The following is a 21,598-nucleotide window of genomic DNA, read 5'->3' as shown; positions in this document are numbered from 1 at the left end:
CAAAGGTAAGCGAATGAAATACGATATATTTTTTTTAGCAGTCCTTTTAGGAATTACAGGCTTGCGAGCTATTGTGTTATCCTTTTTTTCTACTTCTGCGGAATCTACTGCTACTGTAACTAGCACTATCAAACCTGTAGAAGTAAAAACGACTCTGAGCAAGAAACCATTAAGTCTGGGTAAAATCTCCTTGAATGGTGCGTTGGAAGCGGTAGAAACCGTTACAACTACTAGCCGTGTTATAGGACAGATTAAAACTTTGCCAGTGCAAGAAGGCGACAGAGTTAAAGCAGGTCAAATCATTGCCATTATTGATGTCAAAGATATCCAGGTACAACGCAATCAAACATCGGCTGTGATTTCCCAAGCCCACGCAAGTGTAACAGTTGCCACTGCGGCTGAAACTCAAGCCCTAGTAAACGAGACTCAAACTTTAGCACAACTCAATCAAGCAAAGGTTCATCAACAAGAAGCCGAAGCCAAATTGCAGGAAGCACAAGCACAACTAGCTGACGCTCAGTTAAATCAACAACGCATGGCTATGCTGCGAAAAGAAGGTGCAGTCAGCCAATTACAACTAGATACAGCCAATACACAGCTGGCATTAATTGATGCTCGCATTCAACAGGCAAAAGCTGGAATTGAACAAGCCAAGGGGGAAATTGAGCAAGCCAAAACTGCCGTGAAACAGGCAAACTTCCAAGTCCAGCAAGCACGAGCAGGAGTAAAGCAGGCGCGTTCCCAAGTCCAGCAAGCACGAGCAGAAGTAAAGCCAACGATCGCTAATCTAAACCGCAGCATTGTTAAAGCTCCATTTGCTGGAGTCGTCACTAAGAAACATACAAAAGTAGGTGCAGTGGCAGGTCTTGGACAACCTTTAGTGACATTGAAAAGTAGCGATCGCTTGCTGTTTAGTGTTGTAGTACCCGAATCAATGAAGTCTTTGGTGAAACAAGGAGATGAAGTACAAGTGCAGCTAGATGCTCTTAAGGGTTCTGTGCGCGGACAAGTAAATCAAATTATTCCTTCTGCAAACCCCAACAGTCGTAGTTTTACTGCCAAAATAGCCCTTGAAAAAACCACAAATTTAATGCCAGGAATGTTGGGACGCATAAAACTGCCCCCTGAAGTCACTCAGTGATGATAATTTCCCTGAGTGCTTTCGTGAAACGAAGTCAGTTAGAAGGACTTTATGTAGTTGGTGCAAATAACATTGCTCAATATGGATAAAAACGAACAACAAATTCTTCATTCATGGATACTAAATGCCAAACTATGGACGCGTGTAGTTCGCGAACAACTTCTTGAAAGTCGTGCTTTAGTCACAGATAAAGCAATTGTAGAAGCTGTGATTCAACTTGAACCGCAAACCTTTTTAGACATCGGATGTGGAGAAGGATGGTTGTGCCGCGAACTGTTCCGTCGCGGTTTTGATGGCTGGGGAGTTGACGCCATTGCCGAACTTGTGGAATCAGCACGAAGCCTTGGTGATGTGCGTTTTGCTGTATCTTCCTACTCAGATTTGCCATCACAGAAATTTGGCAATATTAACCAGTTTGACTGCTTTATTTGCAATTTTTCACTGCTTGGAGAATGTGCTGTGACGGAGATAGCTCAGGCAGGTGAAAGTTTGTTAGTCGATAAGGGAAAAATAATCATTCAAACACTTCATCCTTTGATGGCTTGCGGTGATTATCCATACTCTGATGGCTGGCGTCAAACATCTTGGCAAGGAATCGGATTAGAGTCATTTCATCCTGCTCCTTGGTATTTTAGAACAATTGAATCATGGATTTGTGAGTTTCATCAAAAAAATTATCGTTTGCTGAAGTTAATCGAACCCTGTCACCCAAAGACTAAAAAACCAGTTTCAATTTTATTTATTTTTGAACGGCAATATGGCGATCGCCTTTAAAAGATGTTTCCAAAGGTAGACTTTAATTAACATTAATTCAGCAAATGAAGAGAATATTTCTTTTTCCTTTAATGGGCATCCCATTTAGATAAATTTTCCTAGAATTATCTATAGTGTTAATCTTTTGATTGCTAATATTAGTCTGGTTTGAATCTTCATCTGCATTTTTGGGTTTTTTCAAAGTTTCAGTGACATTGATGATATAACCACAGGGATAACCATCATAAGCTTGACAATACCCCCCTACTAAAGTTTCTGCCTGAGCGATGGTCATGTCTTGCAGAAATAATTCTACATCTGTCCCTTGCAAATCCGAATCTATTATCTTATTCATTTCATCAATCTCCCGTATCACCCATTTATAAAAGCACTTGAGAATTCTTAAATCCTACCCAAGTTCTAAATTTAAATCTCGCCACTTATAGCAAGGGACTGGTGAACGAGCCTTGTTTAGGGTTCAGTTAATAACTTTTGCTACTTTTATGATTTTTTTAATTGTTCCAAATAAGCGGTAACTTTCATCATAATGCTGTTACAACTTTGTTAAGAAAAGTTACAACTCTCTTAACACAAGGAAATATTTCGTATGGTAGCTACACTTGACAATCATGGAAAACATCAGGTTGTAATCATTGGTGGAGGCTTTGGTGGACTGTACACAGCAAAGCATCTTGCAAAAGCTAATGTGAATGTTACCCTAATTGATAAACGTAACTTTCATCTATTTCAACCGCTTTTATATCAAGTAGCGACAGGTACGCTATCACCTGCTGATATTTCCTCACCATTGCGAGCTGTATTCAGCAAAAGTAAGAATACACAAGTATTGCTGGGAGAAGTAAATGATATCGATCCCAAAGCACAGCAAGTAATCATGGGCGATAAAGCAATACCTTACGATACATTAATTATTGCCACAGGTGTTAACCATTCTTACTTTGGTAAAGATAACTGGAAAGATTTAGCTCCTGGCTTGAAAACTGTTGAAGATGCGATAGAAATGCGCCGACGAATATTTTCAGCATTTGAAGCAGCAGAAAAAGAAACCGATCCCGAAAAACGCCGTGCTTTGTTGACTTTTGTGATTGTGGGTGGCGGCCCTACAGGAGTAGAATTAGCAGGTGCGATCGCCGAATTGGCATACAAAACTCTCAAAGAAGATTTCCGCAACATCAACACATCAGAAGCGAAAATTTTACTATTACAAGGAGCCGATCGCGTTCTTCCACACATTTCACCAGATTTATCAGAAGTAGCAGCAAAATCCTTGGAAAAGTTGGGTGTGATTATCCAAACTAACACCAGGGTGACAAATATTGAAAATAATATAGTCACCTTCAAGCAAGGTGATGAAGTAACAGCAATTGCCTCAAAAACTATATTATGGGCAGCAGGTGTTCAAGGTTCAGCAATGGCGAAAGTCCTAGCAGAACGTACAGGTGTACAGTGCGATCGCTCCGGACGTGTAATTGTAGAACCAGACTTGACTATCAAGGGTTATCAAAACATTTTTGTAGTCGGAGATTTAGGTAACTTCTCCCATCAAGATGGTAACCCCCTACCAGGCGTTGCACCCGTAGCCAAACAACAAGGAGAGTATGTAGCTAAACTCATCCAAAAACGTCTTCAGGGTCAAACTTTGCCAGCATTTCATTACAACCATGTGGGTAGTTTGGCAATGATTGGACAAAATTTAGCTATTGTAGATTTAGGCTTCCTCAAACTTACAGGTTTCCTGGCTTGGGTCTTTTGGCTAATAGTTCATATCTACTTCTTAATCGAGTTTGACACTAAATTACTAGTAGTATTTCAGTGGGCATGGAATTACATTACTCGTAATCGTCGCTCTAGATTAATTACAGGTAGAGAAGCTTATGTAGAAGCAAAAACTGTTAACAACATAACCCAAATTGCTAACTAAGTTGAAGGAGTTTTAAAAGTTATTGGTTGTAATTTTAATTGCATTGTTTCCCCCCTTAGTCTTCCCCGATAAAGGGGGAAACAAGAAAAATCCGCTTCCCTCAGGCCACTTGCTACCCTACAGGAACGCTTCCGGCGAACAAGTCGGGCGTTACCCCCAAGGGTGCAGTGGCTCTCCAATAGGCCTGCCTTAAAAATAGGGCATAGGGCATAGGGCATTGGGCATGAGAATATTGATTTTTATTGTTCCTTGTGAGCGCAGCTCATGGAGTAAGGTGCAAAAGTGCTTTTTGCAAGAGTTGGGAAAAGGGAAAAGATTAAAGGGGAAGGGGACAATACAAAACCTTTACCCGTCAACGGTTAACAGTCAACAGTCAACAACCCTAATATGTAATATTTCACAAATTATTTGGGATTGCTACAGTTTTTTATTGTAAAGTTATTTTTTATTAGATTGCGCTGTCTGTTCGTTTCACCTCATTAAGTAGATAGTCATGATTAAATCTAAGATGTCATTGCGAGCGAAGCGAAGCAATCGCAAAGTCTCTGGGATTGCTTCGCTTCGCTCGCAATGACAGAACATATTATATTTATTTATGTCCATCTACTTAATATTCACACTATGAACATCGACCGATTACAAGAACTCAAACAAAAACTGACTATTGAAACAGATTTGTCCCAGATCTGGTTATTTTATATGGATCATTTTGCGGATTATCCAGAATTTACCCAACTGGGTGAGCCTAGATCTAATCAATATTTAGATAGTGTTATCCAGAAAACTTGTCAGCAAATGTTTAGCACAACAGTAAAGATTACTAACTTTCTGCCGATTTACATTGCAAAATATCATTTATTTCATGGCCCCTTCCAAGTTGAACGACGTATTGGGGGTGTGATTTATTTCGAGGATATAAAAATTGGACTAATTGCAGTGTCGGCAGATTATCCTCCTACCGATGTGGTTAAATATTCACGTTTTACTGAGGTAATTCAATTATCTTCACCTAACGATCTCAATTGAATCAGCTGAATTTTCTGTTGCTCGTAAACAGTTCCCTTTTATGCTCAAGATGACCGAAATAGCTCAATCACACTTGGCTTAGTTACTTTTCCCATTGCATTACGCGGTAATTCTTCAACTATCAAAATTTGAGTCGGCACTTTATAGACAGCCAATTGCTGTTTTGCCCAACTCCTGAGGGATTCTAATGTCAAAGTTTGTGAGCCTTGCAATAATAATGCCGCACAGACTCGCTCACCCCATTCTATGTCTGCAATTCCCACCACTGCACATTCTTGAATATCTGGATGGGTTCTTAGGACTTCTTCAATTTCCAAAGCTGAAACTTTATATCCCCCGGTTTTGATGATATCTACACTCATCCGTCCCAAAATGCGATAGTTGCCATTCTCAAGTATGGCTAGATCTCCAGTACAAAACCAACCATTTTGGAAGGCTTTGGCGCTTGCTTGGGGATTTTCCCAATATTCTAAAAATACTGTCGGCCCTTTGACTTGAATTTCTCCTGGGGTTTCTGGTGGAACTAATCCATTTTCATCAACTAATCTCACTTCCACCTGAGGTAAAGGCTTTCCCACATATCCTGGTAAGCGTTCACCATGTAAAGGATTTGATAGCACCATCCCAGTTTCCGTCATCCCATAACGCTCTAGGAGAAAATGTCCGCTAATGGTTTGCCACTTTTCTAAAACTTGAACTGGTAAAGCTGCTGAGCCAGAAACCATCAGGCGCATTTTTTCACAGCCTGCTGACATACTTTTTTGCTGTTTGCTGTTTACCTTTTCCCAAGCAGCAATCAGCTTTACATATATGGTGGGTACTGCCATAAATAAAGTCAAGTCACCTTCAGAAATTCGATTCCACACGACTTCGGCATCAAACTTACTCAACATGTGACATTGTGCCCCAGCCCATAAAGCACAAGTTAATATATTGACAATTCCATGAATATGATGTAATGGCAGTACATGTAAAATACGATCGCTTGATGTCCATTCCCAAGCGGTAACCAAGCTAGTGACTTGGGCTTGAATATTTTCATGGGTTGTAACCACACCTTTGGGTTTCCCGGTTGTACCACTGGTGTAGAGAATTAAGGCGCGTCTGGTGATATCTATTTCTGGGAGGTTACCAATATGAGATGGTAGGGCTTGTGAACTGAGAATAAATCGCAAATTTTGTGATTGGGCGATCGCTTGCAATGTATCCTCAAAATCAGGATGGGCAATAATAATCGATGCTCCACAATTTTTAATCACATACTCTAATTCTGGTTGCGGGTGGGAAACACACAAAGGTACTGCTACACCACCTGCACGCCAAATTCCCCATTGAGTTGCTACATACTCAAATCCCGGCGGGATGAGAAAAGCAACTCGCTCCTCGTGTAAATCATCTGCATTTTCCACAAGATTCGTGGCAATTTGACCTGAAGTATAGAGTAGATCTCGATAAGTAAAAACGCCTTGGGTTGTAACGATCGCTATTTTTTCGTTGTGTTCTTGAGCGCGAGTAATTAATGAGAGATTCACGTTTTTTTACTGATTTAGAGTTGCTTTAATCAAAGCATATAGCAATTTGATATGAGAATTATTCATAAATAAATTACTATTACTTGCGGGAAAATCAAAAGTACACCTTTGCTTCAGGGCGGGTGAGAGGCTCAGCCCACAAGAAAATTTAAATATTTTTTATTTATAAATTAGATAAATAATTATAGTAATCTTTAAAAGGGAACAGGGAATAGGCAACAGGCAACAGTTCGATACCCCATAATTAAAATCTCTTGATTTGTAGAATGACGCATTGAAACTTCGTGGCTTGCACCATCTCGTTTCAAATATTTTGATTTTTTTCATAAATAAATTTAGCGCTTTCGTCACAGCCAAGGCTTCCTTGGATCTGAACTTCGTAACAGAGGTGTTTGAAACCGAATATTCGGGCAGATTTTTTTGCTGTTCCCTGTTAAGAGTTTCCTGTTCCCTGTCCGAAGGGCTTGGTCGCTGATATGATTTGAGCAAATCTTTGATTCAGATATATATGTAGAGGCGTACAGCTGCACGCCTCCATAACTAATTAGTTGTTTTTCACCTCACGCGCCATATTGATATAGTAATCATCAATTTTTTTGGTATTGGGACGACGGCGGGTAACGGTGGGAGGTTCAGGGGTGGTATTTTGAACCGTTTGATTTTCTTGTTTATTTATACCTCCCGTCTGTTCGGATTCCAAGAAATAATTAGAGCTATTTAATCCGAACACCTTGGTAAAAAAGGCAAAGAAGTTTTTGAGAAAATTCAACAAAGGTTTGAAAACAACAGATAAAAAACCTTCCAAACGAAGGAAGAAATTACGAAGAATTTGAGTTAAGGGAAGCATAGTATCATCCTCTATGATTGCCTATTATTATTCTGACTGAATTTTCAAACCAAAATCAAATTACTGCTGTTGCAATCCTAAATAAGCCTTAAACAAAACTTATTGCCTCTTGCCTCTTGCCTCTTAGCAATACTTAAAAACATTGGTTTTTTAGTTTACCAATCAAAGAATTCAAATTGAGTTGACTAGGCCAGCCTTGGGGCAGATTTGCTGAATTATATTCCCTATCTCTCAAATCCTTAATAAATTTATTACGGATGTAGGTTGTATCAAAGTTACCCAATCCATTAAAATAAACATCCGTCAAGTGAGCGGGATCTAAAGCCATTTCACCTTTGTATACTCCACCATCATTGGAATCATCCCAACCCCAAGGTGTATTGGCAGAATTCTCACTACAAGTTGGTGTCCCAGCACCACATCCACCACTAGAATCTCCCTTAAAAGTTCCCCAACTAGCAAAAGTGAGAGATGAAGAACTTGGTAATGCAGCCTCATTTAATTGATGTTGCCACATTCCATTGGAGGCAAATACATCTAAGAGTAAGTATTGCACATTGCGATCGTTGCCAGAAGCAGGAACTTCAGTGGTAGTTTTAGAAGGATAGTAAATAATTCCATCTTCATTACTGGCCCCTTGAAAATCCCCAGCATTAGGCCAGGCTTTTAAACCATGACCTTTAGCTTCTTGAGAAGTCAACGGATGTTGCGAACCACTGTAGCTGCTTGTAGTAAGCGTTCCATCAATATTTTCTGCACCATTTGTTAAGGGACTACCAACTGGTGTATAGGAGTAAAAGTCTCGATGAAATGCAGTTACAATTCCTTCAAGTTTGCCAAAAGTTGAGCCATCTTTACGAACAATTGTTAATAAACCTTCTAAATCATTTTCATGTTCTTGGTCAAAGGGAATATCAGTCCAATCTTGAGGATGGAAAAAAGAATAGGTGATGAACCAATGAGTACAACTTTCAACTACAGAATAGTAACCATGAGCATTCAAAGCAAATTGAAAAAGATTATCCCAGTTATTTGTTCCCTGCCAATCATTATCGTAATCAAAGCGCGTGATATAGTCTCCACTATACTTAGTGCTATCAGTATCTTGATAGTGAATTGGAGCATAATACGCAGCTAAATCTAAATCTGTAAGAGATTGGGCAATGGTTTTGAACTGAGTAACACTGCTGAAGAAGATTGCTAAAATTAGCCCGATGGCAACCAAAACAATTCTTTTAAATATCATTTAGACCGCTCTGAGATGCACAACAAAAATTAGAGTAAATGATGATATTTAAGAATTGGTAATGAAGTTGTATACATCAAGTAAAAATTAGAAAGTTAAGCCCTTAAGTAAAGATTTATTTGATAATTTTATATTTTATATAGGACTAGTATTTGATTTTTGAAAAAAATCAGTACATTTTGATTCCTTCTTACCTATTCCCTATTCCCTGTTCCCTGTTCCCTTCTACGCAAATAATTTCAGTAATCAAAGCGGATTCCTATATATTTATTTTTCGTAATAAAACACTACATTTTTAAAGAGAAAAAATTTGAATAATTCAAACAAAATCTATAAATTATAGGAATTTTATTATATTAATAATTTTGATATTTGATTGTGAAATTCTCGTTTTTTTTACTTTTGATTACTTTGGTTAGGTAAAACAATGGTGACAATAGTTTGTTGTTCAGGAATACTATTAAATAGCAATTCACCGCCATATAATTTAATTATGTTCTGAACAATACTAAGCCCCAATCCAGAGCCTTGTTGTTCGTTGAATTTGCGATTAAATTGAATAAATGCTCCGATTCTTTCAATTTCTTCAATTGTCATTCCTTTGCCATTATCAATTAAGTGTAAACGAAATTTGTGACCATCGAAATTGCTAATAACTCGAACTTGACTACCAGGTAAAGAAAATTTAAAAGCATTCTCTATTAATTCATCAATGACAATCCTCAATTTATCTTCTGGCATTTGCAGGATTGATTCTGTAAGTTCGAGAGTTAAATCTTTGGTTCGACAAAATTCTCTAGCTCTTTGAAGACAAACATCACTAATAACTTTTTTAGCAAGACATTGTTCTGAAGTTTCTTTAATTTCTTGAATTTTTTCGCTATCTCGGATGATTAATTCTAGATTAGAGTAGAGTAAAAAACGTTGAGTTAATCGATTGAGTCGGTTAGCTGAGGTGTAAATTAACTCTGCAATTTCAATTTCTTCAGATTCACGCATCATGCGACGACTGTCAACTAACAATTGTGACATTCCCAGAATTCCATTTAAGGGAGTATTGAGTTCATGAGGTAATGAATGAGCGATATTAATTCTAAGTTCATCTAGTTTCGCTTGAGATTGACGTTGAAGTAGAGATTGTTTATGTAAACGAGTGGCGATCGCTTTTAATAATTCTTCAGTTGTAAATGGTTTTGTTAAATAATCATCAGCTCCAATTTCCATACCATGACGAAAATCTGAACGCTCAGCTTTAGCTGTGACAAATATCACAGGAATATTCGCAGTTGCTTCGTTTTTACGCAGAGCAGTCAGTACACTATAGCCATCTAAGTCTGGCATCATAATGTCGCAGATAATCAAATCAGGTAATTTAGTTTTAGCAATTTCTAATCCAATTTTGCCGTTGGGAGCAATCAAAGTTTTAAAATCCGAAATTTGTAAAATCTCTTCAATGTTTTCTCGAATTTGTTCTTCATCTTCTATGATTAAAATGGTATTCATTGACTATATTATTTCAATTTTATTGATACTCAAAATCTGGAATAATCCTCATAACTGATTACTGAAAAATACCCGCTTTTTTTGCTGGTTGAGTTAATTAAATTTTGGCAAAATCTTGGTATTTTTTGGTGTAAAAAAAACCTTGTATATTCTTAATTTCATTGAAAAGCTAGATTTCCCGAAAACCTTATTGCTGTTATATATTGGAGTGGCGATCGCCTCCCGTATTTGATTGAGTTTGTTTGAGCATATAAATTGTCATATTAATAGTAGAAATTTGTTTATGGAGTTCTGATAGTTTATTTTTCCCAAAATTATTTATCAATAACGCATTAGATTTTTCTTTAGAAAATTTTTATAAACTTGCAGTGAATAATTCTTGACTTAATTTTCATTTCTTCTTTTGCATCCTAGCTTGGTGATTTACAGCTACTAGAACATGTCTATACTGCGTTTGCCCTTAGCTAAATAAAGATAAAGTGCATCGTCCTATGAAAATCATATTGGGTGAAAAATTCACCCTCACATCCTAAAGGTAGTATTTTTACACTACTTCTACTGTAAATAGGCTCAGAATTTATCCTTGATTTTATACTTTCTCATTGATTTATTTCAGTAATTACCGATTTTAGTCAAATCTCCCGCAGCACTTGGCGAATAACATCTGATGGCACTTCATCAGTAATTGTCACTACACCAATTTGTGTTGGCAAAATAAACCGCACTTTTCCATCTTTGACTTTTTTATCTAACTGCAAGGCTTCAATAATTGCTTCAATATCCACCCCAGCTGGTAACTTAGTCGGTAAACCAGCTTTGTGAATTAAAGCATTTTGACGTTCAGTGTCTTCCTTTTGCCACATTCCCAGTTCCACAGCAATTTGCCCAGCTGCTACCATACCAATTGCCACTGCTTCGCCGTGATTTACGCTTCGATAACCAGTCAAACTTTCCACCGCATGACCGATGGTATGTCCATAGTTGAGAATCGCCCTTAAGCCACCTTCTTTTTCGTCTTTGCTAACAACATCAGCCTTTGCTTGACAAGAACGCATTAAGATGATGTCGATCAATTCAGGTTTGACATAGCGGAGTTGGTCGAGGCGTTTGCTTGCTTCCAACTGGGCAAATAATTCAGCATCCCAAATCACGCCGTACTTGATAACTTCCGCCATCCCTGCCCGAAACTCCCGCGCTGGAAGAGTTTTCAACACTTCTGGGTCAATCAAAACCAAGCGTGGTTGATGGAATGCCCCAATTAAATTTTTCCCCTGGGGATGATTAACGCCAGTTTTGCCACCAATTGCCGAATCTACCATTGCCAACAGCGAAGTAGGCACTTGCACAACATTAATGCCCCGCAGCCAAGTTGCAGCCGCAAAACCAGTCATATCACCAATTACGCCTCCCCCCAAAGCCACCATAGTCGAAGAACGTTCTAAGCGGTTTTCTAAGGCCACATCGTAGAGTTTTTGGATGGAGTTCAGGGTTTTATAGCGTTCCCCAGGCGGTATGGTGCAGCTAGCAACATCAAATCCCGCAGATGTCAGCGATGTAATGGCTCTTTCGCCAAAATGCTTAAAAATCGTTGGATTAGAAACTAGTAGTACCTTCTTACCTAGTTTTAAACTGGCCATGTGTTGGCCGAATCGATCTAGGCTTGAAGGCGCGATGGCAATCTCATAAGACTGCCCTGGTAAATTTACATTAATTACAGAAGTCATTTCCCAACCCCAAACAAGCGCCCGTGGGGTGTATTCTATCGCAATGTTGGGCATAGGGCATAGCGAGATGGGGAGATGGGGAGATGGGGAGATGGGGAGATGGGGAGATGGGGAGATGGGGAGATGGGGAGATGGGGAGATGGGGAGATGGGGAGACAAGGGACAAACGAGCTGGGGAAAAGGAATAAATTTAATCTTTTCCCTTTCCCCCTTGCCCCTTTCCCTTTCCCCATACCCAATGACCAATGACTAATGACTAATGACCAATAAGCAATGACTAATGATTCAATAGATTTAGGAACTATTGTGGAGAAAAGTAAATGTTTGCAATTGTAGCTTACATCGGGTTCTTGGGTTTATTCTTTGGTGTTGCTCTTGGTTTGTTTTTCGGTTTGCGGACTGCCAAGATAATTTAATCGAGAGACACATTTAACCTCTCAATCCATGAGGGCATGGGGCATGGGGCATAGGGCATGGGGTATGGAAAAGGTAGGGCGGTAGGGTGAAAATCTCTCCCCATTTCCCCATCTCCCCATCTCCCCATCTCCCCTGCCCCTCTTATTCATCCCACGACAGCTGGACTTGAGATTTTCTCAGGTCTTGGGGAAGGTGGACGCATTTGTAAACCGAGTAAATTCAGCATTTGGCGATCGCTATCATAATCCGGGCAAGGAGTGGTGACTGTCAACATTTTGTTGTCGTCGCTGGAAAAGATAGAATTGGCTCCTGCCATAAAACACAATGCTTGTTCCACTTGAGAAAGTCTCGCCCTACCAGCACTCAGACGCACATCGGCAGCTGGCATGATAATTCTAGCTGTGGCAATCATCCGCACAACATCCCAAATGGGGACATCAGGCTGATTTTCTAAGGGTGTACCTGGTACTTGGGAAAGAATATTAATTGGGACAGACTCCGGATGCGGATGTAAATTTGCTAAAGTGTGCAACATAGAAATCCGGTCATCCACAGTTTCGCCCAAACCAAGGATACCGCCGGAACATACAGTCACATTTGTTTTACGGACATTTTCAATTGTGTTGAGGCGATCGGCATAAGTTCTTGTGGTGATAATTGTGCTGTAATATTCTTCGGAGGTATCCAAGTTATGGTTATAGGCGTAAAGTCCCGCTGCTTCTAAGCGCTGGGCTTGATTTGGTGTCAACATTCCCAAAGTGCAGCATACTTCCAAACCCATTGCTGTCACATCCTTGACCATTTCCAGGACTTCGTCAAATTGTGAGTTATCCCGCACTTGACGCCAAGCAGCACCCATACAGATACGGCTAACACCAGTTTCTTTGGCTTTTTGGGCAATACTGACAACGGTTTCCTTTTCTAGGAGTGCTTGCGGCTTTACCTCCGTTTGATAGCGCGAAGATTGGGCACAGTAGCTACAATCTTCTGGGCAACCTCCGGTTTTAATAGATATCAGCTTACAAACTTGGATTTTTGTTGGGTCATGATATTGGCGATGCACGCTAGCAGCTTGATAAATCAGCTCTAGCAAAGGCGTGTTATATATCGCCCTAATCTCTAATTCCTGCCAATCGTAGCGTATTCCCACCGTCACTATCCTTCCTGTAGACTAGGTTTATCAAGGCTGCCTTTTGGTACAGCGTTTGGGCAAAGGGATTTATATTGAAGTTATTAATCACCCATTAGCTCTCAATCCTTGCGCCTAGATATTTAGACATCAGCTTATCAATATTTTGGTTGATTGGCAGATTTAGAGTAAAAATCCTCAAGGGGGAGGGATGAGGGAGATGGGGAGATGGGGGGATGGGGAGATGGGGAGGTGGGGAGTGTGGGGAGTGTGGGGAGACAAGGRAGWGKGGGGAGACAAGGGAGTGTGGGGAGACAAGGGAGTGTGGGGAGACAAGGGAGAAAGATAGATTGCTACCTTGTCCCCCTTGTCCTCCTTGTCTTCCTTGTCCTCTTCCCATGCCCAATGCCCRATGCCCAATGCCCAATGCCCTATTTGCCCAATCCCCAGTCAACAGTCAACAGTCAACAGTCAACAATGAAATTAGAATTACCATTAATTAGAAGCGATCGCTTGTTATTGCGATCGCCTATTCAAGAGGATATACCCCAAATTATTAAATATTTTACTGAAAATAAAACCTATTTGACTCCATTCTACCCTCTTTGGGCTGATGGTTTTTTCACGGAAGAATATTGGCAGTATCAAATAGAGAACAATTTTTTGGAATTTGTCAATGGCCAGTCTTTAAAGCTATTTATTTTTACGAAAAAAAACCCCAATGTAATTATTGGGACTATAAATTTTACTAATTTTGTTCGCGGAGTTGCTTATTTTTGTTATGTAGGATATAGCCTCGCCCAAACAAAGCAAGGTAATGGATACATGACAGAAGGGCTAAAAGCCGCAACTCAATATGTTTTTCAAGAATTAAATCTTCACCGCATCATGGCTAATTATATGCCTCACAATCGACGCAGTGGCAATGTTCTTAAAAGACTGGGTTTTGTGATTGAAGGATATGCTAGAGACTATTTATTAATTAATGGACAATGGGAAGATCATATTTTGACAAGTCTGATCAATCATAATTGGCAAGTACCCAAATCTTAAAATATTTCGTAATTGAGAAGATGTGGATACTGATGCAGAAGCCAGAGGTAGTATTAAGGGAAAGAATAAATTAAGTTTTGTTTGTAATGACTCTGGCCCAAACCCCAAACAACAAAAATTCTAGCAATCCTTTTCTTTCTCTCAACTACGAAAGCGCTTTGGAATCTTTAGGTGATGACTACTACGACGAGGTTGCAGCAGAAGAATTTCCGGAACACATCTTGCGTTGGCGTAATGATGCACTGTTACCGCCTTTAGGTCTCGATCCCCAAGTAGTTAAAGATGAAGATTTCATCACAGCTTTTGGCAAATTTGAGGGACGTAAACCGTTTTTGGCAATGCGTTATCACGGCTATCAATTCGGTGATTATAACCCATTATTGGGTGATGGTAGAGGCTTTCTCTACGGGCAAGTACGGGGTACTGATGGGCAATTATACGATTTTGGCACAAAAGGTTCTGGAAGAACGCCCTACTCCCGTGGTGGCGACGGTTTACTGACGCTTAAAGGTGGAGTGCGGGAAGTTCTGGCTGCGGAAGCACTGCATCATTTGGGTGTACGTACTTCGCGGTGTCTGAGTATGATTGAAACTGGTTTATCACTGTGGCGGGGAGATGAACCTTCACCGACTCGTTCCTCTGTAATGGTGAGGATGAGCAATTCTCATATTCGCTTTGGTACTTTTGAGCGCCTACACTATTTGCAGCGTCCAGATTTAACTCAAAAGCTGTTAGACCACGTAATTAAGGAATATTATCAGCACTTGGACGCCCAAGAAAATAAATATGCTTTGTTTTACGCTGAATTAGTTAAAAGAATTGCAGAATTAGCAGCCCAGTGGATGGCAGCTGGTTTTTGTCATGCAGTTCTCAATACTGACAATATGTCGATTACCGGAGAAAGTTTTGATTATGGCCCTTATGCATTTATTCCTCACTATAATCCATACTTTATAGCTGCATATTTTGATTATTACGGGCGCTATTGTTATATTCATCAACCAAGCGTTTGCCAGTTAAATCTAGAAATGCTCCAGGAACCTTTGAAGGCAATTATTCATCAAGACGATTTGAAGTTTGGATTATCGAAGTTTGAGGAATATTATCAAGCAGAATACACTTCTTTAATGTTGAAAAAATTGGGTTTTCTAGATTTACCAAATCCACAGACCAAGGAACTTTTGAAGTTAACAATTGAATTTCTGACCAATAGCAAAGTTGGTTACCACGAATTTTTTTATGAAATGGCTCGCACCTTTTCAGCTAAATGGCGAGATGAACCAGGATTTGTGATGAATGCTTCCGAGCTTGTACCAGTACCGGGAGCATCAGGGATTTTTGATGATTGGTGTATATTGTACCATAAAATATTGAATGATTTAGATGGCGATCGCCTACCCATAATCGCCGAAACTCTGGCTTTTCATAATCCCAAGACTGCATTATTAAGACCAGTCATTGAATCGATTTGGGAACCAATTGTTCAAGAAGATAATTGGCAACCTTTTTATGATTTAGTACAGAAAATTCAATCTCGACAATAGTTAAATCGCAGTTACCATTAGACCTCTTGCAATCAATTGCTTTTTGGACTCTTGTGGTCAAAGGGATGCATCTTTATTGGGGAAAGGGAAAATACCAAACATGCACCCCCTTTCCCTTTTCCCTACTTCTGCAACAAGTCTATTGTAGAAACGTTGCCATACAACGTCTCCATGCATAAAATTGAAATGCCTTTTGACTAAGCATTTCAGAAAATCTTAAAAAATATGAACGAGATATACATATCTTATGCATGGAAAGACAACAACAGTGAATCAGGGCGGCAACGGGAGGAATTAGTTGATAAGATTTGTGAAGCGCTGATTTCTCAACGTTATAATTTAATTCGCGATCGCAATCACTTGACCATAGGGAAAAGTATACAGAAATTCATGCAGGAAATCGGGCGCGGCAATTATGTGATTGTTGTGGTCAGCGATAAATATTTGCGTTCTGAGTACTGTATGTTTGAAGCTATTGAAATAATTAAACACAAAGATTACGAACAAAAAGTTTTTCCGGTTGTTTTAGAAGATGCCAATATTTATAGTAAAGAAGCCAAAAGCAATTATCTAAAATATTGGCAGGAACAAAGAGAAAAAGCAGAAAAACTCATAAATTGGGAACTGGCTTCGGATGTCGATTCGGCAATGCATAATGTTGCTGCCAAAATTATAGATATTTCTCTAAAATTTGAGGAATTCGTATTTTTTATCTCGGATAAATTAAGCATCAATCCCACCCATAATTTTAATGCATTTATCAATCAGCTAATTAATACTATTAGAAATGATGCCGTTCAACTCAGAAGTCAAAGAAGCATTTTAGTTGCAGGCACAGGAAACTTTCATATTCCTGATGAAGTCAATTGGTGCGCTCAAAAGCTTGGAGAAAAAATAGCAGAATATGACTATAAATTAATCACAGGTGGATGGGAGGGAGTAGATTATGTTGTGGCCGATAAATTTGCCGAAAAAATAGCACAAAAAAATTTACGTCTTAGTGAAAAGTTAACACACGTTGTTCCCCAAGGAAAACAACCAGTGTTTAAGGGAGGAAAAATCGAATATACGGAATCGGGTATTAATGAATGGCTAGATTGTTTGCAACATTCAGATTTAGTGATTCTTGTGGGGGGTGTTGGCGGAACTTACGAGACTTATATGTATGCTAAACAAGAAAAAATTCCGGTGATTCCTATTGTCTGCACTAATGGTGATGCGAAAAAAGTCTTCGACGAAATGCTACAAAATTGGGATAGTAAATTAATGGGAAATGTATCACCAGAAAAATTTAAGTCACTGAATCAATATATTAATGATGAATCAACGGCGGCAGATGTGGTCAATGATGTTATGGATATTGTCAATGAAATTATTTTTGCAAAAATCATGTTACAGCCGGTTTCACCTATTTGAACCACAATGCTTTGTAGAAACCTACAGCAGAAAACGGGGAACAAAATTGAAAGTCTCTTGGTACTTCACTTAACTCAATTGGTGAGTATAAAATTGGGCGTAGCGGCCGTCTAAGTCTAATAATTCTTCGTGGGTTCCTGATTCGATAATTTGTCCTTGTTCCAGAACTAAAATACGATGGCACTTTTTGACTGTTGATAAACGATGGGCAATAATCAACACTGTCCGGTTTTCCATTAGTTTTTCTAAGGCTTCCTGCACCAAAGCTTCTGACTGGGAATCTAATGCAGATGTGGTTTCATCGAGAATCAAAATTTGTGGGTTGAGGTGAACAGCACGAGCAATGTTAATTCTTTTTCTTTGCCATAGTGATAACTTGACGCCACCTTCCCCTACCCAAGTACGATAACCTTCTGGTAATTCGCTAATAAATTCATCGGCGTTAGCAATTTTGGCTGCGGCGATGACTTCTTGCATATCAAAAAAGTCTTGCCCAGAAGCAATATTTTGGGCAATTGTTCCAGAAAACATGATAGTTTCTTGGGGAATAATGCCTATTTGTCGCCGCAAAGTATGTAACTTAACATTGCGGATATTAATATCGTCAATTAAGATTTGACCAATTTGGGGATCGTAGAAACGCGGTAAGAGATTTACCAACGTGATTTTACTAGCAACAGAAGTACCTACAACAGCGATCGCTTCACCCGGTGATACCAAAAAACTGATATTCTTTAATACAGGTTCCCCTAGTTGATAGCTAAAAGAAACATAACGATATTCGATTTGACCAGTCACTGGAGGTAAAGCTATGGCATGTGGTTTTTCCACGGCCGTCGGTTTAATTGCCATCAACTCAAAAACCCGGTGAATAGATGCTTCACTCTGCCGAAATTCATTGTAGTTTTTAGTAATCTGACTAATGGGATCGATTAACAGCGCCGCCGCCGCTAGATAACTAAAAAAATTAGCTATTGTCAAATTGTCTTGGGAAATTTGCCACGCCCCCACTATCAATAAAGATAAGACAATTGATGTTTCTAAAAATCCCACAATGGGAATTTTCATTGCTTTTAAGCGTTGGGCTGAATATTTTGCCCGCAGACTGCGTTCTGCTTCAGAACCAGAACGAGCAATTTCATAGTTTTCCGCCGCAAAAGCTTGCACCAAACGGATACCTTGAAAAATTTCTGAAACAATAGCAGATAAACCAGACACCCGATTTTGACTTTTGAAAGAATACTTGTCTAAGTATTTACCAAACCAGCTGATTAAAATAGCAATTAATGGTGTAACTATTACCGCTACTAGTGTCAATTGCCAATTCAAATAAATCATGTAAATCGGAATTGCCAGCAGTTGCAAAATACAGGGAATAAACTGGTGACATATTTTATTTACTACTTCACCAATTCGGTCAACATCTTCAGTGAGGCGGCGAGATAAATCACTTGCTTTTGTGGTTTCAAAATAGCTGAGATTGAGCTTTTGGATATGCGAGTATAGTTGTTGGCGTAGATGAAAAGCAACTTTTAGAGCAGCTTTCGCCATGTACATATCTTGTATAGATTGAAACAAAGCCCTCACAAGAAAAATTAAGGCACAAATCCCAGTTACTTGGACGATGGCTACTACATTACCTTGTCCGAAGGGAATTGCTAATTTACCAGCAAGATTGATTAACACTAATGTTGCCAGCACATATCCGAAAATGCCAATAAATCCCTTAGTGATAGTTCGCCACTGGGGTCGGATATAAGGTAGCAGTAGCCAATAACTATAACGCTTTTTCAAACTCTAACGTCCGGGAAAATAGGGTATTGGATATTGGGTAAATAGGGAGTGTTGACTGATGACTGATGACTTATATCGAATTGATATAGGAAGGATTGTTTGAAATTCTGGAAATACCTTTGTAACAAAGGCTTTGAATCCAAAATCTAAAATCCCAAATCCAAATTGCTACTAGGAGTTATTCTTTTTGTCCTCTCCCCAATGCCCTCATATCATGTCCGCCGCATTTTTAGCAAAATCCCAAAAGCCACTTCTGTGCTGCTCCCTGCCCCTTAAATGATAAGTCTTCAACCGGACATGATATCATCTATTTTTGTTCGACCTCCCAGCGAAACAGCCGAGGCAATTGCGATACATCTATAGCGTAATTGATAATCCACAGCACTAGTTGAAAGATTAACAAATATCGCACCCACAGCCATTTAGTTTCAGAACCTAAAATTGTTAAACCCTCATATAACTGCCAGAAACGATACGGTAAGTATATGTAAGGAACCATCACCCACACTACATTTTGTAACTCTCTCAAGGCGACTCTTTCAGAAATGATTTGTAGCCCTAATACGATAAAATACCAACCAAGCACAGTTAAAACAGTGCGATCGCTCCACCATACACCCCACAGCAACATCACTACTAATGGCAGTAGTATTCCTAATATTTGTACTGAGCCAAACCAAATTTTATACCAACCAGGAAATGGTAAAGGCAAAGTGTAGGTTTTTGTGTTTTTCCATCCCCAATTTACAACCACAATAAAAAGTGTGGCAATGAGAAAAAAAATCAGGTTTTCTATCAATAGGTAGAGGTTAATGTTTAAGGAAGTCATAAAATTTCATGAGTAGCTTAAAAACCCAAACTGCTTTATCGTTTAATTCTGACTTCTAATTTTCTACTCCTGCATTCTGACTCCTGAATTCTTCAACGACCTAGCCAAGTTTTAATGATGTCAAGCAGACTGGAACCACCCCAAACCAATGCCAACAGAATTGAAGTAGTCAAAATTGCTCCCATCAAACACAAAACTAAACCACCCAAGCTAATGGCACCATCATCTTCTGATAAGCCAAAGCTAGTGACGAAAATTCCCATTGCTGGTAGGGTATTAGTTCCGGGAATTGGAATCATCATAGAAATTGCCATCAAGGCGATGGCACTGCCAATTGTTACTCTACCTGGTAAAGTAGTACAAATATAACTCAAACGAGGACGGGCGATCGCTTCAATCCTTTTTAACCAAGGAATCCCTGCCTTTAAAAAACCCTGGACTGTTTCAAGTTTGATGGCATGATTCATCATTTTATTTGGTAGCCACGGAGTTTTAGCACCAGCAATCAGCTGAATTGCAAGTAGAAAAATCAGGATGCCGAAAGGAGTTGAATATCCCGGTGCTGGAACTGGTAAAGCCGAAGGTAGAGATAAAATAATCAGCAAAAAACCAAAAATTCTTTCTTTGGCTAGTAGGAGAATATCTGCCAAAGTTACATTTGCAGGTCGTTCTTCTTCAAAAAAATAGCGTTGCAATTCGTTAGATAGTTTAGCCATATTTATTGCACCAGAAAATAATCCTAAATTTGTTTGAAGTTTTAGGAAATGAATGAGATGGAGAATAAAAATTGATAAATTACATAAATGATATATGAATTGGTGTTGATCTGGACTTTTGACTCCTGAATTCTGAATTCTGCATTCTGAAATATTTTCAACCTTTATTTGCTCTATTTTCTTGTATCAGATGAATAATTGAAGGTACTAAAGAAATAACTATAATTAATCCAATAATTGGTAACAAGTACTTATCTACCTGTTCAGGTGGTAATGATTTCCCTAAGAAAAATCCTAACAGAGTGATTCCAAAAGTCCAAACGAAGCCACCAATTAAGTTGTAAGACATAAATGTCCGGTAATGCATCGCTCCAATACCCGCTACAATGGGCGCAAAAGTCCGTACAATAGGTAAAAAACGTGCTAGAACAATAGTTTTCTTTCCGTGTTCTTCATAAAAATTTTGGGTTTTAACAATGTGTTTTTTGTGAAACAACCACGAATCTTCCTTATGAAATAGTCTTCTGCCAAATTTATGACCAGTAAAATAGCCAACATTGTCACCTAAGACTGCACAAACAAAAGCACCAAAAATCAGAACCCAGATATTGAGTAAATTCTGAGATGCTATAAATCCAGCCGTGAATAATAAACTATCTCCAGGGAGAAAAAAACCTATTAACAAGCCAGACTCAGCGAAAACAATTGCCCACACTCCAAAGTAGCCAAGTGATTTAATTAGTTGCGGTAAATCCAAATGCATAAAATTTATTGGTTTTCTAATATATAGACTCACAAGATCTTAACCTTAGTCATTGGTCATTGGGCATTGGGCATTGGGCATTGGGCATTGGGCATTGGGCATTGGGCATTGGGCATTGGGCATTGGGCATTGGGCATTGGGCAAGCAGGAAGTGTGGGAGGTGTGGGAGGATGGTGAAAAAATCTTTCCCCCACACTCCCCACACTCCCCACACTCCCCACAC

General features: G+C 39.2%; 20 protein-coding genes. 8 read left to right on the top strand and 12 right to left on the bottom strand.

Features of this window, described 5'->3' with window-relative positions; genetic code table 11:
- The first annotated feature begins 13 nt into the window (after positions 1-13).
- The gene (locus tag VF06_RS21045) at positions 14-1,141 is read left to right on the top strand and encodes an HlyD family secretion protein (protein ID WP_099071974.1); all 1,128 of its coding nucleotides are present in this window, start codon (positions 14-16) and stop codon (positions 1,139-1,141) included.
- 81 nt (positions 1,142-1,222) lie between these two features.
- A complete protein-coding gene (locus tag VF06_RS21040) occupies positions 1,223-1,915 on the top strand; it encodes a class I SAM-dependent methyltransferase (RefSeq protein ID WP_099071973.1) in 693 nt (230 codons plus the stop codon).
- Positions 1,916-1,952: 37 nt separating this feature from the next.
- Here the strand turns inward: VF06_RS21040 and VF06_RS21035 are convergent, their stop codons facing one another.
- On the bottom strand, positions 1,953-2,249 hold the full coding sequence (locus tag VF06_RS21035) for a hypothetical protein (protein WP_099071972.1): 297 nt from the start codon (positions 2,247-2,249) through the stop codon (positions 1,953-1,955).
- Between the two features lie 252 nt (positions 2,250-2,501).
- Between VF06_RS21035 and VF06_RS21030 the strand changes: the two genes are divergently transcribed.
- Positions 2,502-3,836: an NAD(P)/FAD-dependent oxidoreductase gene (locus tag VF06_RS21030; protein WP_099071971.1), complete on the top strand. Its 1,335-nt coding sequence runs from the start codon at positions 2,502-2,504 to the stop codon at positions 3,834-3,836.
- 621 nt (positions 3,837-4,457) lie between these two features.
- A complete protein-coding gene (locus VF06_RS21025) occupies positions 4,458-4,862 on the top strand; it encodes a hypothetical protein (protein WP_099071970.1) in 405 nt (134 codons plus the stop codon).
- Between the two features lie 44 nt (positions 4,863-4,906).
- Here VF06_RS21025 and VF06_RS21020 read toward each other — a convergent pair whose 3' ends face one another.
- The 5 genes from VF06_RS21020 to aroB all read right to left on the bottom strand — a co-directional run bounded on the left by VF06_RS21020 (position 4,907) and on the right by aroB (position 11,714).
- Complete coding sequence (locus VF06_RS21020) at positions 4,907-6,394, bottom strand: acyl-CoA synthetase (RefSeq protein WP_099071969.1); 1,488 nt, start codon at positions 6,392-6,394, stop codon at positions 4,907-4,909.
- Positions 6,395-6,938: 544 nt separating this feature from the next.
- Positions 6,939-7,241, bottom strand: a complete 303-nt coding sequence (locus VF06_RS21015; protein WP_099073163.1) for a threonine dehydratase — start codon at positions 7,239-7,241, stop codon at positions 6,939-6,941.
- 133 nt (positions 7,242-7,374) lie between these two features.
- Positions 7,375-8,487 (bottom strand): hypothetical protein, encoded by a 1,113-nt coding sequence (locus VF06_RS21010; RefSeq protein ID WP_099072911.1) that lies wholly within the window; start codon positions 8,485-8,487, stop codon positions 7,375-7,377.
- 396 nt (positions 8,488-8,883) lie between these two features.
- Complete coding sequence (locus tag VF06_RS21005) at positions 8,884-9,990, bottom strand: hybrid sensor histidine kinase/response regulator (RefSeq protein WP_099072910.1); 1,107 nt, start codon at positions 9,988-9,990, stop codon at positions 8,884-8,886.
- Between the two features lie 632 nt (positions 9,991-10,622).
- Positions 10,623-11,714 (bottom strand): 3-dehydroquinate synthase, encoded by a 1,092-nt coding sequence (gene aroB / locus VF06_RS21000; protein WP_099072912.1) that lies wholly within the window; start codon positions 11,712-11,714, stop codon positions 10,623-10,625.
- 320 nt (positions 11,715-12,034) lie between these two features.
- Here aroB and petL point away from each other — a divergent pair, with 320 nt between their 5' ends.
- The gene (gene petL / locus VF06_RS20990; protein WP_099072993.1) at positions 12,035-12,130 is read left to right on the top strand and encodes a cytochrome b6-f complex subunit PetL; all 96 of its coding nucleotides are present in this window, start codon (positions 12,035-12,037) and stop codon (positions 12,128-12,130) included.
- Here the strand turns inward: petL and VF06_RS42830 are convergent.
- Complete coding sequence (locus tag VF06_RS42830; protein WP_257207692.1) at positions 12,127-12,258, bottom strand: hypothetical protein; 132 nt, start codon at positions 12,256-12,258, stop codon at positions 12,127-12,129. The two genes, petL and VF06_RS42830, sit on opposite strands and share 4 nt — an antisense overlap.
- A gap of 18 nt (positions 12,259-12,276) precedes the next feature.
- The gene (gene bioB / locus VF06_RS20985) at positions 12,277-13,281 is read right to left on the bottom strand and encodes a biotin synthase BioB (RefSeq protein WP_180267598.1); all 1,005 of its coding nucleotides are present in this window, start codon (positions 13,279-13,281) and stop codon (positions 12,277-12,279) included.
- 456 nt (positions 13,282-13,737) lie between these two features.
- Here bioB and VF06_RS20980 point away from each other — a divergent pair, with 456 nt between their 5' ends.
- The 3 genes from VF06_RS20980 (at position 13,738) to VF06_RS20970 (ending at position 17,273) form a co-directional block, all read left to right on the top strand.
- The gene (locus tag VF06_RS20980; RefSeq protein ID WP_099072809.1) at positions 13,738-14,313 is read left to right on the top strand and encodes a GNAT family N-acetyltransferase; all 576 of its coding nucleotides are present in this window, start codon (positions 13,738-13,740) and stop codon (positions 14,311-14,313) included.
- Between the two features lie 86 nt (positions 14,314-14,399).
- A complete protein-coding gene (locus VF06_RS20975) occupies positions 14,400-15,857 on the top strand; it encodes a protein adenylyltransferase SelO (RefSeq protein ID WP_099072804.1) in 1,458 nt (485 codons plus the stop codon).
- Between the two features lie 225 nt (positions 15,858-16,082).
- A complete protein-coding gene (locus VF06_RS20970; RefSeq protein ID WP_099072805.1) occupies positions 16,083-17,273 on the top strand; it encodes a TIR domain-containing protein in 1,191 nt (396 codons plus the stop codon).
- A 69-nt stretch (positions 17,274-17,342) separates the two neighbouring features.
- Here VF06_RS20970 and VF06_RS20965 read toward each other — a convergent pair whose 3' ends face one another.
- The 4 genes from VF06_RS20965 to VF06_RS20950 form a co-directional block, all read right to left on the bottom strand.
- Complete coding sequence (locus tag VF06_RS20965; RefSeq protein WP_099072806.1) at positions 17,343-19,067, bottom strand: ABC transporter ATP-binding protein; 1,725 nt, start codon at positions 19,065-19,067, stop codon at positions 17,343-17,345.
- Between the two features lie 307 nt (positions 19,068-19,374).
- Positions 19,375-19,896, bottom strand: a complete 522-nt coding sequence (locus VF06_RS20960; RefSeq protein ID WP_180267659.1) for a hypothetical protein — start codon at positions 19,894-19,896, stop codon at positions 19,375-19,377.
- Between the two features lie 92 nt (positions 19,897-19,988).
- The gene (locus tag VF06_RS20955; RefSeq protein WP_099072807.1) at positions 19,989-20,612 is read right to left on the bottom strand and encodes an exopolysaccharide biosynthesis protein; all 624 of its coding nucleotides are present in this window, start codon (positions 20,610-20,612) and stop codon (positions 19,989-19,991) included.
- A 157-nt stretch (positions 20,613-20,769) separates the two neighbouring features.
- Entirely contained in the window at positions 20,770-21,375 is a 606-nt protein-coding gene (locus tag VF06_RS20950; RefSeq protein WP_099072808.1) for a DedA family protein, read from the bottom strand.
- Between the last annotated feature and the right edge of the window lie 223 nt (positions 21,376-21,598).

Origin of the sequence: Nostoc linckia z4, assembly GCF_002608075.1 — a bacterium.
GTDB classification, from domain to species: domain Bacteria; phylum Cyanobacteriota; class Cyanobacteriia; order Cyanobacteriales; family Nostocaceae; genus Nostoc; species Nostoc linckia.
Note: the sequence above shows the minus strand (reverse complement) of the source record. Positions and strands in the feature narration are given on the sequence as shown.